The sequence below is a fragment of the Lachnospiraceae bacterium JLR.KK008 genome (genome assembly GCA_037015955.1).
Classification (GTDB): domain Bacteria; phylum Bacillota; class Clostridia; order Lachnospirales; family Lachnospiraceae; genus VSOB01.
Genome location: CP143548.1, coordinates 267,752 through 285,306, shown reverse-complemented (window position 1 = coordinate 285,306; position 17,555 = coordinate 267,752). Strand labels below are relative to the sequence as shown.

General features: G+C 45.7%; 16 protein-coding genes. 3 read left to right on the top strand and 13 right to left on the bottom strand.

Going from position 1 to position 17,555, the window contains the following annotated elements:
• Positions 1–34: 34 nt before the first annotated feature.
• The 9 genes from V1224_01415 to V1224_01375 form a co-directional block, all read right to left on the bottom strand.
• On the bottom strand, positions 35–805 hold the full coding sequence (locus V1224_01415; protein ID WWR16142.1) for an NYN domain-containing protein: 771 nt from the start codon (positions 803–805) through the stop codon (positions 35–37).
• A 252-nt stretch (positions 806–1,057) separates the two neighbouring features.
• Positions 1,058–2,251 (bottom strand): sugar ABC transporter permease, encoded by a 1,194-nt coding sequence (locus tag V1224_01410; GenBank protein WWR16141.1) that lies wholly within the window; start codon positions 2,249–2,251, stop codon positions 1,058–1,060.
• 20 nt (positions 2,252–2,271) lie between these two features.
• Complete coding sequence (locus V1224_01405) at positions 2,272–3,807, bottom strand: sugar ABC transporter ATP-binding protein (protein ID WWR16140.1); 1,536 nt, start codon at positions 3,805–3,807, stop codon at positions 2,272–2,274.
• A gap of 122 nt (positions 3,808–3,929) precedes the next feature.
• Positions 3,930–5,147 carry a sugar-binding protein gene (locus V1224_01400; protein ID WWR16139.1) on the bottom strand — a complete coding sequence of 406 codons (1,218 nt, stop codon included), beginning with the start codon at positions 5,145–5,147 and terminating at the stop codon, positions 3,930–3,932.
• Between the two features lie 159 nt (positions 5,148–5,306).
• The gene (locus V1224_01395) at positions 5,307–6,362 is read right to left on the bottom strand and encodes a substrate-binding domain-containing protein (GenBank protein ID WWR16138.1); all 1,056 of its coding nucleotides are present in this window, start codon (positions 6,360–6,362) and stop codon (positions 5,307–5,309) included.
• Positions 6,359–7,963, bottom strand: a complete 1,605-nt coding sequence (locus V1224_01390) for a helix-turn-helix domain-containing protein (GenBank protein ID WWR16137.1) — start codon at positions 7,961–7,963, stop codon at positions 6,359–6,361. Before V1224_01390 ends, V1224_01395 begins: the two co-directional genes overlap by 4 nt.
• A complete protein-coding gene (locus V1224_01385) occupies positions 7,956–9,467 on the bottom strand; it encodes a histidine kinase (GenBank protein ID WWR16136.1) in 1,512 nt (503 codons plus the stop codon). Before V1224_01385 ends, V1224_01390 begins: the two co-directional genes overlap by 8 nt.
• Positions 9,448–10,542: a substrate-binding domain-containing protein gene (locus V1224_01380; GenBank protein ID WWR16135.1), complete on the bottom strand. Its 1,095-nt coding sequence runs from the start codon at positions 10,540–10,542 to the stop codon at positions 9,448–9,450. The genes V1224_01385 and V1224_01380 overlap by 20 nt, the downstream gene beginning before the upstream one ends.
• A 59-nt stretch (positions 10,543–10,601) precedes the next feature.
• On the bottom strand, positions 10,602–11,513 hold the full coding sequence (locus V1224_01375; GenBank protein WWR16134.1) for an AraC family transcriptional regulator: 912 nt from the start codon (positions 11,511–11,513) through the stop codon (positions 10,602–10,604).
• A gap of 323 nt (positions 11,514–11,836) precedes the next feature.
• On the opposite strand from V1224_01375, the gene V1224_01370 reads away from it, so the two are divergent.
• Positions 11,837–12,349 carry a hypothetical protein gene (locus V1224_01370; protein WWR16133.1) on the top strand — a complete coding sequence of 171 codons (513 nt, stop codon included), beginning with the start codon at positions 11,837–11,839 and terminating at the stop codon, positions 12,347–12,349.
• On the opposite strand, the gene V1224_01365 is transcribed toward V1224_01370, so the two are convergent.
• From V1224_01365 to V1224_01355, 3 genes are read right to left on the bottom strand one after another with little or no spacing between them, the layout of a single operon-like run.
• Complete coding sequence (locus tag V1224_01365; GenBank protein ID WWR16132.1) at positions 12,333–13,889, bottom strand: hypothetical protein; 1,557 nt, start codon at positions 13,887–13,889, stop codon at positions 12,333–12,335. The genes V1224_01370 and V1224_01365 overlap by 17 nt on opposite strands.
• Complete coding sequence (locus V1224_01360; GenBank protein ID WWR16131.1) at positions 13,879–14,853, bottom strand: radical SAM protein; 975 nt, start codon at positions 14,851–14,853, stop codon at positions 13,879–13,881. Before V1224_01360 ends, V1224_01365 begins: the two co-directional genes overlap by 11 nt.
• On the bottom strand, positions 14,843–15,052 hold the full coding sequence (locus V1224_01355; GenBank protein WWR16130.1) for a hypothetical protein: 210 nt from the start codon (positions 15,050–15,052) through the stop codon (positions 14,843–14,845). The genes V1224_01360 and V1224_01355 overlap by 11 nt, the downstream gene beginning before the upstream one ends.
• Before the next feature lie 170 nt (positions 15,053–15,222).
• Here V1224_01355 and V1224_01350 point away from each other — a divergent pair, with 170 nt between their 5' ends.
• Positions 15,223–15,753, top strand: coding sequence for a DUF1643 domain-containing protein (locus tag V1224_01350; GenBank protein ID WWR16129.1), 531 nt, complete (start codon positions 15,223–15,225; stop codon positions 15,751–15,753).
• Positions 15,754–15,769: 16 nt separating this feature from the next.
• Here the strand turns inward: V1224_01350 and V1224_01345 are convergent, their stop codons facing one another.
• A complete protein-coding gene (locus tag V1224_01345) occupies positions 15,770–16,993 on the bottom strand; it encodes a DUF2130 domain-containing protein (protein WWR16128.1) in 1,224 nt (407 codons plus the stop codon).
• Between the two features lie 104 nt (positions 16,994–17,097).
• On the opposite strand from V1224_01345, the gene V1224_01340 reads away from it, so the two are divergent.
• Positions 17,098–17,553: a GNAT family N-acetyltransferase gene (locus tag V1224_01340; GenBank protein ID WWR17400.1), complete on the top strand. Its 456-nt coding sequence runs from the start codon at positions 17,098–17,100 to the stop codon at positions 17,551–17,553.
• Positions 17,554–17,555: the final 2 nt, after the last annotated feature.

Here is a 17,555-nt window from a genome sequence, read left to right as displayed (position 1 = left end):
AATAAAATAAAATTACCTCTATCTGCATAAACACTTACAAACATTTATAGGCAATGATAGTAACCGTTCCTTTCCCGGAATATTTTTTTATCTCATACTTATCCGGAAATGCCTCCAATAACTGAGGCAGCTTGGAAAAGCCATACGTCCTAGAATCAAAATCCGGCTTGGCTCTTTTGATAAATGTCCCGGCAGAGCTGACATTGACATAACCGTCATCATCCTGATATTTGTCCGATGCAATCTTTAACAGGTTATGGATCTCCTGAAATCCGTCCAGCGCTTCTCCATTTTCACTGCTTTCTTTATTTTTTCCTTTTTTCTTGCCTGGTTTCGCGTTGTTGTGCGGCTGAGTTTTCGCCTCCGTTCCTTTTTCAAGGTTTTCCAGAAAAACAAATTCATCACAGGCGTTACGAAAAGCCGCCGGAGTCTTCTTCTCCCCCACTCCGATCACAAATACACCCGATTCATGCAGCCTGATTGAAAGCGGCGTATAATCACTGTCACTGGCAACGATGACAAAAGCGTCATATATATCCGTGTGCAATAAATCCAATGTGTCGATCACAAGCGCCATATCAGTCGCATTCTTGCCGGAAACATAATCAAACTGCTGTTCCGCCTTGATAGCCAGCCTCTTCAACTCATTCTCCCAGTTTTTTAAGGCTTCTTTTTTCCAGTTCCCATACGCTCTCTTTACAACGATCCGGCCATGCGTGGAAATCTCCCGGATCACGGCTTCCAACTTGGACAACTGTGTATTGTCTGCGTCAATTAAAAGTACGATTTTCTGTAAATTGTCCATATATACCTCTTTGTGACTTTTATTAAATTAAAAAATCTTATGAATATTTTTATCATACCACAAACATTCCCTTCAGAAAATACTTTATTCATTTTCTTACGTTTAACCTGTCCCACGCAGGCAGACAAAAAAACCGGCGGACAAATCTTCGTTGTCGCACCGGTTCCTTTTCTGTTTTCTGATATTTCTATCTTATAATGTTTCTATCATACCAATCATTTCAATTTTCAGTTGTTACCGTTTCCGTCTTTTCTATTTTCCACTCTTGCGGCTGGAAACAACGTCAAAGATAACTGCGATCAGCAGGACGCCGCCCTTTACCACATACTGCCACGAATCGCCGATACCCATGATCGACATTCCCATGTTGATGACGCCGAGCAGAAGCGCACCGATGATAACGCCCGGAACCGTACCGCTCCCGCCGTATGCGGAAGCTCCGCCGATAAAGCAGGAACCGATGGCATCCATCTCAAAAGAAGTTCCGGTGGAGCCGTTGACAGAGCCGACACGGGCAAGGCAGAGCAGACCGCAGAGACCGGCCAGCAGGCCCATATTGGAATAAGCAATAAAATACACTTTATTCGTATTGATACCTGAGAGCTGAGTCGCCTTCTCATTACCTCCCACCGCATAAAAATAACGTCCGAACGCCGTCTTGGATGTAATGAAATGATAGATCAGGCAGACTGCAACGACCCACAGGAGCATCACAGAAATCCCCTTATACTGGCACAACAGGTAACAATAAGCCAACAACACAACAGAAATCAGTCCGCTGCTGCCAAAATCAGCCAGCATACTGTTCTGGCGATACCCTTTTTTCGCCTTGTTTTTGCGGGAAGCAATGGTGCTGTAAATAATAAAGGCCACGACAATAACACCGACGACAAGCGGAGATAAAATACGGCTCTCCGTGTCAAGTCCGGGAATCTTAATATAAGCCGTAAAAATATTCAGAAATGTCTGATCCTGCACAGACACAGTCTTGCTGTCAAGGATCAGCCGGCCCAGACCACGGAAGATAAACATGCCGCCCAGAGTCGTAATAAAAGGCGGAATCCGCACATAACCGATCCAATACCCCTGCCAAATACCGGCTGCAAGACCAAGCAGAAGACAGATGAGAATTGTCAGATAAATGTTGAATCCATGATTGGTGATCAGCACTGCCGCCACACCCCCAACCATACAGATGACAGAACCGACCGAAAGGTCAATGTTACCACCTGTGAGGATGCAAAGCAGCATACCGCAGGCCATGACAAGCACATACCCATTCTGAAGCAGAAGGTTTGACATGTTCTGTGCATACAACAGGCGGCCGCCTGTCAGAAAATAAAACAGAATAAATACGATAACAAGCGCGATGACCATACTGTATTTTGTCAAAAAAGCGCCTAATTTAAATTCACCGCCGCTCTGGTTTTCTTGATTCGTTGACATATTATAACACTCCTTTCCCTTTAATTGGCAGCACTGATGATATAGCTCATGATTTTCTCCTGAGTCGCTTCCTTCGCATCGAGTTCTCCCCGAAGCTCTCCTTCATTCATTACATAGATGCGGTCGCACATGCCGATCAGCTCCGGCATCTCGGAGGAAATCATAATCACAGATTTTCCGTTTTCCACCATCTCATTGATCAGGCAGTATATATCATACTTGGCACCAACATCGATACCTCGCGTCGGCTCATCGAGAATGAGCACATCCGGCTCTGTGAACATCCATTTACCGAGCAGCGCTTTCTGCTGGTTGCCGCCGGACAGATTGCCGACTTTCTGCTCAATGGACGGCGTTTTCGTCCCCATCGCCTTCGTCATCTCTTCGGCTACGTTTTTCTCAGCCGTCGTATCGATCACGCCTTTGGCGCAGACTTTGTCGATCCGGGCAAGCGTCGTATTAAACCGGATAGATTCGCCGAGAATCAGGCCATTGACCTTTCTGTCCTCCGTTACGTAGGCGAGCTTATGATGGATTGCCTGCTCCGGATTTTTCAGCTCCACTTTCTCTCCGTTCAGATAAAGCTCCCCGCTGATGTTCGTGCCATAACTCCTTCCGAAAATAGACATGGCAAGCTCCGTACGGCCCGCACCCTGAAGTCCTGAGAAGCCAATGACTTCTCCTTTATGTACTTTAAAAGAAATGTTATTGTCCACAACTTTCTCATGATAGAGCGGATGGTAAACCGTCCAGTTTTTAACTTCCATCCCAATCTCCCTGCGCACTTTGTGCTCACGGGAGGGATAGCGGTCATCCATCGGGCGTCCGACCATCCCCTTGATAATACGATCCTCACTGAACTCATCCACGCCTTTTACAAGCGTCTCAATCGTGGAACCGTCGCGGATGATTGTCGCCTTATCCGCACAATAGATGATCTCGTTTAATTTATGTGTGATAATGATCGAGGTCAGACCATTTTTCTTGAACTCGATCAGAAGGTCTAACAGCATTTTCGCGTCTTCATCGTTCAGCGAAGACGTCGGCTCATCGAGGATGAGCAGTTTTACATTTTTAGAGAACGCCTTCGCGATCTCCACAAGCTGCTGCTTGCCTGTTCCAATATCCTTGATCAGCGTCTGGGCCGACTCTCCCAATCCCACCTGCCGCATATGCTTCTCGGCTTCGTTGTAAGTCATATCCCAGTCGATATATCCATATTTATTCTTCTTCTCATTCCCCAGGAACATATTCTCACCGATCGTGAGAAGCGGTATCAACGCCAATTCCTGATGAATGATCACGATTCCCTTTTCTTCACTGTCTTTCAGTGTCTTAAACTGACAAAGCTCCCCATTATAATAAATCTCACCCGTATAACTGCCGACAGGATAAGTGCCGGACAGCACATTCATCAGAGTCGATTTTCCCGCACCGTTTTCTCCGATCAGCGCATGAATCTCTCCCCGCTCTACTACCAGATTGACATCGTCCAGTGCTTTTACACCCGGAAATTCTTTGGTAATCGATTTCATTTCCAAAATAATATCAGCCAAAAGATCCTCCTCCTCTCCCTCTTTCTCTGTCGTTTTATCCGAAAATCACATCATCGTTTCGATAAAAAAGGGCGAGGCAGACGCCCCGCCCTTTTCTCAGGTCTACAATTTGTATCCTACATTTAGTTTGTTGCAGAAAGATAACCGTCATCACCCATTGTGTACAGGCCGGTATCAACCAGATCCTGCAGATTGTCTTTTGTGATCACGCTCGGTACGAGCAGGAAGGACGGGCACTTATTGCCTGCGGAAGTCTCATAAGACTCTGTATCAAACGCACAGTCAATGCCGAAGGACGGAATCAGAGATTCGTCAATCGTATCCCCTGCCATCATTGCCTTTGCAAGAGCCAGAGTAACGATGGACTCATTGCTGACATTTTTGTAAACTGTCATCGTCTGAACGCCGTCAACAATGTTCTTCAGGTTTGCTTCGTCACCATCCTGACCTGTGATCAGTACGGAGTTGGAGCCTGCATAGTCGGATGTAATCGCCTGAGCTACACCGAGAGCCGTAGAGTCATTGGAGCAAAGCCATACGTCAAGCTGTGTACCGTCTGCATAGTAAGAAGAAAGAACGTTCTGTGCTCTCTCAAGAGCCGTATCCGTATTCCACTGATCGGTTGCCACGGAGTCGAAATCTGTCTGGCCGGATACAATATTCAGAGTGCCTGCGTCAATATAAGGTTTCAGTGTGTCATACGCACCGTTGAAGAAATAACCTGCATTGTTGTCAGCCGGATCACCTGCCGTAAACTCCATGTTGTATACTTTATCGCCGGCGTTCTCAAGATCAAGCGTATCTACAACAAACTGACCTTGAAGTTTACCAACCGTATAGTTATCGAAAGATACATAATAGGAAACCGCATCGTTCATGATCAGACGGTCATAGGCAATGACTCTGACACCGGCTTCAGCAGCCTCATTCATTGCCGTATTGAGTGCCTCGCCATCGATAGCTGCCACAACGAGCAGATCTACGCCGTCAGCGAGCATGTTCTGAATATCGTTTACCTGTCTTCCGGAGTCATTGTCCGAGTAAGTAAGAACAGTCTCAAATCCTGCTGCCTTAAACTGCTCGTCAAGATATGCACCGTCACGGTTCCATCTCTCAAGAGACTGTGTCGGCATGGAGATACCGATCTTGCCTGTGCCGGAAGCTGCTGCCTCGCCTGCATCAGCGTCAGCCGCCTCATCCGCTGCTGCCTCATCGCCTGCTGCCGGAGCATTCTCTTCCGCTGCCGGCTCTGTTGCAGCCGGTTCGGAACCGCCGCAGCCAACCAGAAGTGTTGCAACCATTGCAGCGCTTAATAAAACGCCAAGTAATTTCTTTTTCATCTGAAATTCCTCCCTTTCTTTTGATGCTATTAATATACCATAATGCAGGCAGGAAAAACTTGTTGTTTTCTGTATATTTTTCACAGTACTCTGCCAGCCGAATAACAGAACCGGAAAATTTTGTCAGACATAGTTGCTGCGACACAAAAAAATCCTATTCTATTTTGGCATCTTGCTTGGCACATTCAGATAAACATCTTCTTTCAGATGAAAGCCGCTGTTAATGATCACTTCATTAATATTATCCTCCGTCACACTCACCGGCTCCAATCCCACATAAGGAATCCGGTATGCTCCATTGTCGATCATCGTCATGTCCGCACCCGTGACTTCCTCTCCCCGCGCCAGCGCAACCGCACATTCCGCAGCCCGCTGCGCAAGTTTCTCCACCGGTTTGTATACAGTCATCACCTGCGTTCCTTCCACGATCCGCTGACATGCCTCCAGGTCCGCGTCCTGCCCCACTACCAATATTTCTCCGGCCAATCTCTTTTCCGCCAGTGCGGGCACTACCCGGCTCGCAATGTCATCATTTCCGCACATAATAGCATCCGTCTCTGCAACAATATCCATATGATCATAAATATATTCTGCGCCTACTTCCGCCAGCCAGCCGTCCGCATGGATCGAATCGAGGATATTCACGTCATTCTCGTCCATGATTCTTTTAAATTCCCCCTCTACCAAAGGTACATTGCTGTCTGCGGGGGAACCGCCGAGCATCAGCACACAGCCGCCGGCCAGGCCATTGTCGATCAGCGCCTCCGCCATCATTCCCCCGACTCTGGCATTATCAAACGATATGTAAAGATCAACATTCGCATCTGTGATCAGACGGTCATACGCGATCACCCGGATGCCCGCTTCCTTCGCCTTGGCGACAGAATCTTTTAATCCATCGGAATCGATGCAGATAATAACAATCACATCGACCTCTTTCTCGATAAAGTATTCGATCTGCTTCTTCTGTTCCTCCAGACTGCCATTGGCATTCTGCACATTGACCTCGGCTCCCAGCTCTTTGGCCGTGGACACAAACACATCTCTGTCTCTCTGCCATCTCTCAATAACAAAAGAGTCAAAGCTCATACCGATCTGCAATTTTTTCTCTTCCTCGAGCGCATGCTCGCTTTGTCCGTTATCCACACTGGCACAGGCGGCGAGCATAGGCAGCAGGCAGAGCATTAGCAGACAGACAGCGATCACTCTTTTCATAGTTCTTCCCTGCCTCCTCCCTTGTACTCTGTCGGCGTCACTCCGACTCTCTTCTTAAACGACCGACTGAAATAATTCGGGTCCGCATATCCACACATCGTACAGATCTCCTTCATCGAATATTCGGTCGTACCGAGCAGCTCCTTCGCTTTCTCGATGCGAATATTTGTCACATACTCGATGAAATTTGTCCCGGTGCCCTCTTTAAATATCCGGCTGAAATAATAGGGGCTGATATTAACCACTCTGGACACCTCATCCAGAGATATGTCTTTATTAAAGTTATTTTTTATATAGGTTTCCGCAGTCTCAACGACACTGTTCGACTTTTCCTCCCGTTTCCCTGAAATATTCCGGCAGGCGCCTGTCGTTTTCTCCACAAACCAGTTTCTGAGTACATCTGCATCCTCCGTGCCCATGACCGCAGGCAGGTAATCCTGTCTGGAGTCAAACTGGTAAGTCATACCGCCTTTGAGATAGGCAAGGTGTTCCGCCCAAAGTGCAAACTCCAATATTTTCAGACGGATCTCCATCAGATCCTCTCTTGTATTTTCCAGCATCCAGTCAAAAAAGAGATTCGCCGAAGAGGCCACATTGTCAACCTTTCCCTTTTCGATCTCATCAAACATACGCTGCTCCAGTTGGATTGGATAGTCTTCCTCATAGTCACAGCCGATCGGCAGATCATCTGCATGAGCCACACTCCCTGTCGTCATCAGCAGAGCGTTTAATGCTTCACTGTGAGATTTCGACATTTCTGTCAGTTTTCCCACTCTGCCGATACCGATGCGGAAGCTGATGCCGATCCGCTTTCCCATATGGCGGGCAAGCTCTCTCGCTCTGTCAATCAGCCCGATCCGTTCATTATAATCCATCCGTTCTTTCTCATATGGAACGAGCACCGCCAGTTTGTTTGCCATCACCGTACCCACTATACAGTCGAAATATTCCTTGACATATCTGCGCACTTCCTGATAATGCCGCTGCATCTTTACACTGCTGCCGACTGCGTTCGTCATATGGCTTCCAACCTGACTGTCTCCGCAGACGATAGAAATCATATAGGCATGACTTTTGTCGATCCCCAATATCGTTTTATAGTTGTCAATGTCTTCCTCGAACCGCTCCTGAAACAAGATATTATAGATCAGTCCGCTCTCGATGATCGGCTCCACGGTTTCCAGCTTTTCTTTGACGAGCAAATCATTGCTCCGTTTCTCCCGCTCCTGTTCGATTATCTCCATCCCTTTTTTCAGCACTGACACGATCTTCGTGCGTTCCATCGGTTTCGTCATAAACTCCAGAACGCCCAGCTTAATCGCTTCCTGGGCATAATCAAACTTATCGTAAGCAGACATCACGATAAAAAGAACATGATCGTTGCTCTTGCGGATCTCTTTCATGGCTTCGATCCCATTGATTCCCGGCATCTGAATATCCATGATCGCAATATCCGGACGAAATTTCTCCGCCAGCTCAATGACGCTTCTTCCTGTCTTGGCATATTCCACGATACACTCGTCCCCGAATTCTTTTCCGATAATAAATTTCAGGGAATCGATCACGATCCCCTCATCGTCTGCCAGCATGATTTTATACATTGTCTTCCTCCCGTTCTCTGATCCGCAGATAAAGGATCACTTCCGTGCCTTTGCCTTCCCCTTCGCTGACGATCGACATCACATCGTCCCGCTCAGTAAAAAGTTTCATTCTGGCGATTACATTATCCATACCGATACCATTGGATCCGGACGTCAGTCCCTCTTCCCGGCACGCGCCGCTCAAAACCTTGCCGATCTTCTCTCTGCTCATTCCGACACCGTTATCGCGGACACTGATGCAGGCCATATCATCCGTTTGATAAACTGCAATCTGGATTCTGCCTTCTCCGGCCATCTCGCGGATCCCATGGTTGACACAGTTCTCCACAATGGGCTGCAGGATCATGCTCGGCATTTTTACATGCAACAATGTCTGATCGATATTTTTTTCATAGTGAATATCTCCGGAAAAACGCACATTTAAGATATAGAGATAATTGTCCACCAGCTCGATCTCTTCCTGAATGGTCGCCGTCTCATCGCCTTTTTTTACATTATAGCGGAAAAACTCCGCCATGTTCTGTACATACTGATAAGTCTTGTCCGCGCCTTCCATCATCGCAAGCTGGGCGCCTGCATTGAGTGTGTTAAACAGAAAATGCGGATTGATCTGCGCCTGAAGATATTTCAGCTGAGCATCTTTTAAATGTGCCTCCATCATCAGCTCGTTCTCTTTCATCACCCGTTCCACTTCCATGCTGTGGCGGATACGCTCAATATATTGCCGGATGCTGACGATCATCTTGTTGAAAGCTCTTGTAACCACACCGATCTCATCTCTGGCCCTCACTTCCAGAAGCCCGATCTCAAAGTTGCCGTTGGCCACTTCGTCCGCCGATCCGGCCAGCGTCTTCAGCGGGCCGATCATCGCGCTCACCAGCTTGATAATGATACATACATTGGCGATCATGACGATCAGCATCACACCCACACCGACCAGTTCAAACAGACGGAACGCATGTACGAGTGTATTGTAATTCTCGGAATTATATTTAAACTGCTCATTGTTCAGGCTATAGATATAGGTATCAATATATCCGTACAGCTGTGTGGCGCTCTCATAACGGACTCGGTATTTCTCCACATTTCTGCCCCGCTTCGCCTCTATCGTTTGATCTGTGATCTCAAGATACTGACCGGACATATGTTTGATATTCCGCTTCATCCGGGCGAAGGAATTTCCCGTAACCTCATCGTCCAGTTGTTCGATCAGCGTCTGAAAGTTTTGTGCATTTCTGTAGTATTCTTCCAGCGATTCGCTCGTCTTCGCGTTCAGATAGTCCGTCATACTGTCCTGCACATCCTCCAGCGCTGTAGACAGCTCATTCAGATGCAGGTTATCTTCATAGACAAGTTCCAGCTCATTTGACATGCGGTCAATCCCCGCAATCAGAATGATATTGACGAGGCAGACAAGCAGATTCGTCAAAATATAGATACTTGTAATCTTTCCCTGCAGGGAAAAGCTGAATAAGCCGCGTATTCTATGGAACATCTTTCTCATTATCCCCCCCTGTAAAAAGGTGCACATTCTCTTTATTGATCAGGGCAATGTCTGCAATAAAATACTGGCTTGTGTTGCCGGTCGTATTATATTCCGTCAGCGCCTCCACACAATATTTGCCCATCTGTCTCGTATCGATCGAGATCGTGGCATAGATCACATTTCTGTCAATCGCCTTTATAATCGTATCGGAATCATAATATCCGAGAATACTGACCTGTCCTACTTTATTGTAATCCACCACCGCCTGATAAACACAGGTCGTGCTAAGCTCATTCAGACAGACAATAATGTCCGGCAGCTCTTCTTCCATAAAAATATCACGGATTGACTCCTCGGCGGAAAACATACTGACATCATCCGTGGAAAACAAAGACAGTTCGATCTCCATCCCTGCCTGTTTTTCTTTCTCGATCGTCTCCTGAATGCCGGAACAAAGAATGTTCTGTCCATAGTCCTGTGTGTAGGAGCTCACGAGCACCATGACCCGCACCGGGCGCTTCCTGGCAGCGGTATCCGTCGTCTCTCTTTCATTTGCCACCTTCAATACCTGCCTGCCATATTCTCTGCCCAGATCATAACTGCCGATCCCCACAAAGCTGCACCGGGCGCTCTTCGTATTATCTCCGTACAGCGTGACGACCGGGATTCCCCTGGCCGCGGCTTCATCAATCAGTCCTGTCATCTCATCGCTCTCATCCGCAGCCACGATAATCCCATCCACCTCCGAAGAGATGGCGATCCGCATCAGATCTTCTTTTGAATAATCATTGTCCATAATCCCGTCCAGCAGATCCACATAACTGTTTTCTTCCTGACCGGCTTCACAGGCTCCCTCATAGATTGACTGCCAGAGGGACGCATTGGTATTTTCTGCGATCATCACATAATATTTGTCATATTTCTGGGTATCCTGCTCCACCGTCAGTCTTCTCATATAAAAATGAACCGTGAGAATACTCGTCACAGCAGTCACAAAGATCAGCAGAACGGTCATCACCGGATACCAGGTATCGTTATTATTGTTTTCCTTTTTATTGTTTTCCTTATTCCTGCGCTTCCCACTCTCTTCCATCCGCGTATCCTTCTCTGTATTTCCGGACCAGAACTCTCATAACTTCTCCCGTTCCCATCTCAACTGCCAACCGGCTTCGCCTCCGCCTGATTTCTGTATTCGCTCGGTGTGACCCCTTTTAACTGCCGAAATGTCCTGGCAAAATAGCTCATCTCCTGAAAGCCGCACGCCGCACCGATGTCCGCTATCTTTTGATCGGTAGACAGCAATAACTGCGCCGCTCTGTGAACGCGGAGCTGTTTTACATATTGGATGGGTGTGGAACCGATCATACTGCGAAAACAGCGCAGACATTCGCTCTCGCTGATCGCCGCGCTCTGCGCAATCTGTGCGATCGTCAGCGCTTCTCCATAATGATCCTGTATGTATTGCAGCATTGTTTTTATGCGTTCCGCCTCTCTCAGAAACTTCTCCAAGGGGCTTTTCTGTATCGCCGAACGATGCTCTGTCAACAGATACATCAGCTCTGATAAAGTGCTGCGCACGGCAAATTCATATCCCGGCGGTTCTTTCACACATGTCTGCCACGTGTCCTCCATTATCCGCAGCGCCTTCTGATTCCAGGAAACCGCGCTGTCAAAGCAGATACAGCGGCAGGCTGCGTCCGACAGAAAAGGCTGCAGATATTTCTGCCAGAAAATGCTCTCCATGCTCCCTCCCACCAGTCTTGGGTGAAAGACAGCCGAGTGCAGCCGACAGGTATCAGTGTCAGCCGGCCAGACACTGTGCAGCGCCTTGCCATTGATCAGGCAGCCGTCTCCCTGCCCGATCAGATAGTTTTCACCGTCCACCGCTACCACGGCAGTCCCTGTATCGACAATGATAAATTCCAGTTCATCATGCCAATGCCAGGGAACAGTGTCTACCGCAAAGTCATCGCGATAGCAGGCGATCGGAAACAGCGATGTGCCATGGACTGTCAGTTCCCTCCCCTGTCGGTCGGCCACAGATCCGCATGAACTCAGAGCCATATTTTTCACCTCTTTATTTTGATGTTTTTTTACTATTATATAAGGGATTTCATTCGCGCGCTCTCCCTCTCTTGCTGATATAATCATATCAAAATCCTAGAAAACACTCAGGGCATTTTCCCCTGTCGCTTTCGCAGCCATCAAAAAGCTGTCTGAGGTCAACCATTGAACCTCGCAAATGCTCCCGTTTTTCTGAAATACATTGCACATCCATCTAAATATAGCCGAACTGACATCCGATAGGAACGAAAAAAGAAGGAAAGCATTTGCAAAACACCACCGGCCCGTTATAATAAAATATAACAGCTTATCAGGAGGACCCTATGCAAAAGTTAAAATCCATACTCTTCATCATCGGTCTCATGCTGGCACTCTTGTCCGGAACGACAATCTATGTCGCCATACAAAGTATGTCTTCCCTCACTCCGGCAGACAGCTATGAGGACAATGGCGTCTATACGTTTGTCCCGTATCAGGTATTGCCCATCCAGGTTAAAAATACCGGAGCCACCGGACGTTACCGGCGGATGAACCCTACCCGCACTGTTTATATGGTATATTATCAGGATACTGCCGGCCGCGGCTACCGCTGGCAGGAGGAGGCGGGCAGCCGGGCACTCGGACAGGATACAGTCGATGCAGGAGTCGGGGTACAGCGCCGGGTCCTCACCATATCTGATCGCGGTTCTTACATTACCGTGGAACCGGAGGAAACCGCCAGGAGCTATACGGCCGGACTCCGGCAGAGATATGTGCGGGTACTGATAGTCTCAGCGCTATATCTCGTTATTTATCTCATAATATACGGAGTGATCTATATCAGGCGCGGGCTGTGATTTCGATCTCATCCGCATTATCAGATGATGCGATTTCTTTCTCCAGTTTTTTCTTTATCTGCTCGTTGCCATACTGACAGGATTGACTTAGATCAACTCTGAAATAATTTTTTTCTTTCGCTTTTAATTCATATTGTATCCTTAGCAGATTAGCATCCGTACCATCCTGCTTCAGTTTAATTTCCATTTCTTTTTTATAGTTAAATTCTCTAGCCTGTGTATACTGGCCATCTCTGAAAATTACTTTATAATGTTCGTACTGCCTTTTCCAAATCCTTTTAATATTATCAATGAATATCTGTTCTTCCTCTACCTGTTCCATGTTGATCTCTTCTTTTACACTGATAGCCTGTGGGTCAAATTCATCGATCGATAAGTTTACCGCATTCGATTGCAAACCGGAATACAGTTCATTCCATGTCTTTCTTCCCCACTCTTGTAATTCGTCACAAATGAACAAGATACTGGAAAATGTAGTGAGATAGATATTGTATATGTCTGAACAGGTATGCGATGCCATAGCTCGTAAGATTTCCCTTCTTATATAAAATTGCCTTGCATCTTCGTATTTATATTCATAGTCATCATTCAGATTAAAATCCGACTCCAAAAAGTAAAGCAACATTTTATATATAATCACAGAACTAATAACACCATGATCAAAATGCTCCAGGGATTTGGTATATTTTAAATAGTACTTAGGCTGAACTCTTCCATAATACAGATTATCCTCCCGTGAATACTGTGCTTCCCCATGCTCCTCGTTATTCGGATTCTTTCGGAGCCGTGTACAATCTGTTTTTACTAACATCATTTTCGTACTCATAAATTTAATTATGTACTCATTGATGTTATCCTGTACACCGCTGAAGCCAAAATTATTCCAGATATTAGGGTTCGGAATAAACTCTTTCATCATTTTTTGTGTCTTATCCAGAATCTGCTGAGATTTTTCCAGTGGGTAACCAAGATCATGACACAATGCAATCAATGTCCACATACTTATCTTTTCAAAAAAGTTAATGTCAGAACTGAATGTATCATCGGCGCATCCATCAATCGTAATCTGATCTATCAGTTTTTCACCATTGCTTTTGATCGATTTAAGCAGGCAGAATACACCAAGCATCCATGTACGAACCACATGAAACACATGATCTCTGTAATAGGAGCTCGCTCCATAAAGCAGACTTTCAAACGAAGCATACCTTTCATGATATTGTTCCAGTTTATTGATCCCATATGCCACTGGTTTTTTATCCTGATTATTCAAAAAAGGCTCTCTCTTGTCAAAAAAACGCAGGCATATGATCGCCTTGTTGATCAACATAATCCACAATCTGTCAACTTGTTTGACTTGGGAATATTCTATCGTATCTTTTTCATCAATAATCAGGGCTTTTAACAATTCTCTTACTTCGTCATCCAATGGATGTTTAAACTTCTTCTTTGCAAACATTTCTTCTCTTTTCTTAATTTCTTCACAAAAATCTCTATTTATATCACTAATTAAATTTTTGTCATTAATGTTAAACATCATTTTTCGTCTCCTTCAAATACTTTTGCACAGGACAGTTTTCACACCCAGAATCCCTGTATGAATATTTTTCAATCAATTCCTTGCTCCTTTTAAGATAATCAGAAGTTTCCACAATCTCTGAAACTCTTTTATCCTGAATACGATTTGGTATGATTTCCTGTTCATGCTCGTCATAGAATCGAATATATTTAAATGCTTCACATCCAAAAACGCTGCCGTCAAACTTTATATATAATTTCCCTTTCACCGCATGGCATCTATTATCATTTTGAGGATACGATAATGGCAAACCAATTCTAATTTTTCCGCCTTTGTTTTTAATCTCATATAATTTTTCCTGAACATATTTCTGTTCCTCTTCTTCTAACATAATCTCTTTTTCATATAACTTGGCTCGTCCATGAAGAACTAATTTCAGAAAGCTGACCTGACAAACACCCAACTGGTCTGCCAATAAGACAACACTTTCTATCTCGTTTTTATTTTTTTTCATCGGAACAAAATGGATCTCGGTCTCAATCCCACACGCCTGTGCTCTCTTGATACTTTCAATCACCTGACCAAAATTATGATGCGTCTGCATGATTTCATCATAGATTTCCTCATGTGCCGCCGGAAGATTAAACATTATCCTGTTTATCCCGGCCATCTTACATTCATAAAGCGTCGCTCGATTGATCGGATGATAATCACCATCTTTTCCTGTGATTCCGCTTGAATAGACATCTGTCAGCAATCCTTTACCTGAAGCATACTGAACGATACTAATAATATCCGGATGCAAAAATGGTTCTCCACCTGACAGGCACAATCTTTTCACTCCCAGATGCACAAAATCATCTATGACAATTTTTATGGTCTTAAGACCCAAAATCGTTTCTGAAGCACAGTTCGAATAGGACGAGCAATGAACACATCCATTGAGACATTTCTGAATAATTTCCAACGATACATCACTTAACATTGTGCCGTTCCTCCATTTCATCATATTTTTGTGCCTTTTTTATTAACTTTAAATAAGATTCATATTTCAGAATTGCCACATAGGGTTCACTGTTCCGTATTACGCACGCAGGCAGATCACCTTCAACCACTTCTTTGAAAACTTTCGCCGACTGCCCCCGATTGAACATCTGTGCTTTGTACGTTTTATTCTCATACATTTCCAAATCTATCACCTTCCTGTTCGTTTAATTATATCATATAGTAATTATAATACAATATAGAAAAGTAATTACTTATGCGGAACTTTATGTTTAAATTTTGTTCCTTGTATGCTATAATATGTGTCAGATATAAACATAAGACTACAGATTATCAAAGAGGACAATCTATGACAGACCAAACCTGGATCTACGACACGGACGCTGACAATTTATGCCGTTTTTCTCTCGGGCACTGCGCCAGATCACCGCTTCTTTGCATCGGCGTCAATCCCAGTACCGCGTCCCCGGAAAAACTGGACCCGACGCTGCAGTCCGTCGCCAGAATCGCCCAAAACAACAATTACGACGGATGGATCATGATAAACCTTTATCCCCAGCGCTCCACAGACCCCAATGGAATGCACCAGCAGCTAAACAGTGATCTTGACAAACAAAACCGGCGCATAATCAGCTCCCTCCTCAGCCGCTACGACATCCCGGAGATCTGGGCCGCATGGGGAACACTGATCACCAAACGCCGCTATTTACTGGATTGCCTGTCGAACATCCATGCGGTCACTTCCGGTTACAACTGGATCACGTTCGGTCGTCTTTCCAAAGCCGGTCATCCTCATCACCCATTATATCTGAATGCCCATGCGCCCAAGTCGAGCTTTCCTGTTGCCGACTACATCGAGACAATGAAGAAAAACCGCTGAGATGCTCTCTTAATACTTATGCTCTATGGATCTCTTCAAACATCTCTCTTACCGCTGGCGCATTTTTCGTCAACCGTTTGATACTGAGATCTTCCGCCTTGTTATTTGCCAGCCGGAGATTGTTTTCGGATGACAGCAGTGCCTCTTTCGTCTTTTGCAGATGAGAGATCGTTTTGTCAATCTCATCAATCGCCGTCTTGAATTTATCGCTGGCAATCCTGTAATTTCTCGCAAATCCTTCTTTAAACGCATTCATATTTTCTTCAAAGTGAAGAATGTCGACCTGCTGATGTTTCGCCATCTCCAGTTCCCGGCGATATTGCAGAGAATTCAGGGCCGCGTTGCGCAGCAGCGTGATCATCGGGATGAAAAATTGCGGCCGGATCACGTACATTTTTTCGTATTTATAGGAAACATCCACGATGCCGTTATTATACAATTCGTTGTCGATCTCCAGCAGGGAGACAAGCACCGCATACTCACACTGCTTTGCACGCCTGTCCTTGTCAAGCTCCTTAAAGAAATCTTCGTTTTTATGTTTGGTAGCAGTCTGATCCATCTCATTTTTCATCTCAAACATGATGGAGATAAATTCCACTCCGTCCGCAGACTCCCGAAAGATAAAGTCCCCTTTGCTTCCCGCTTTCACATCATTGTCTTTCTCAAAATATGCGGCCGGAAAAGCAGTCATCCGCAGAGAGTTAAACTGATTCAGGCAGTGCTGCTCCAGACTTTCTCCCACCATCTTTGTGGACTGTCTCGCCTTAAAATCTTTGTAGTATTCGATCTGTTCTTCCTTCAGTCTGAGCTTGTCCTCATATTGTTCGTGCAGAGACCGTTCCTTTAATTCATGTTCCGCTTCTTTACTGGACAGTTGACTTTTCAGCTCCAGGATTTTGGCGTCTTTTTGAAAAAGTTCCTTTTCCTTCTCACTCGCGACCTCTCTGACCGCGAGCTGTTTCTCCGTTTCCTTTCCCGCGATCTGAGATCTCAACTGTTCGATCACCTTCTCTTTCTCAAAGATCTCCGCGTCTTTGGATGAAAGCGCCTCACCGAACTGCCTTTCCTGTTCCATCCTTGCGAGCTTTTGTTCCCTTTCCTTTTTCTCTTCGATTTCCTTTTCGCGCCGTTTACATTCATTTTCAAACTCTTTATCCCTGACCTGCTGAACGATCTGCGCATAACCGGTTTCATCGACCACAAAGAGTTCCCCGCAGCTCGGACACTTTATTTCCTGCATAACGCTCTTTTCGCCTCCTGATTTTTCTTTCTTCTTATCTTATCACACAGATCCCTGACTTTCACAGCCCATATCCCAGGAAAATATGATATACTGTTACAATGATTATCTTAAGAAAATACCAACCCGCAGACTGCGCGATCCTCGCAGAACTTTTTTATGACACCGTTCACACCGTCAATGCCGGAGATTATACCGCGAAGCAGTTGAACGCCTGGGCGACCGGAACGATTGATGCGGAAAAATGGAATCGGTCTCTGCAGAGCCATTACAGTCTTGTCGCTACCCTCGACAAAAAGATCGTGGGATTTGGCGACATCGACCCTGCCGGCTATCTCGACCGGCTGTATGTTCATAAAGACTACCAAGGCCGGGGAATCGCAACCATGATCTGCGAGAAACTGGAACAGACGACTGCCGGAGAAATCACCGTCCACGCATCAATTACCGCAAAACCTTTTTTTGAAAAAAGAGGGTACCGGACAATCAGAGCGCAGCAGGTCGAACGGCAGGGAATCTTTCTCGTCAACTATGTGATGAAAAAAAGAAAAACGGACTGACT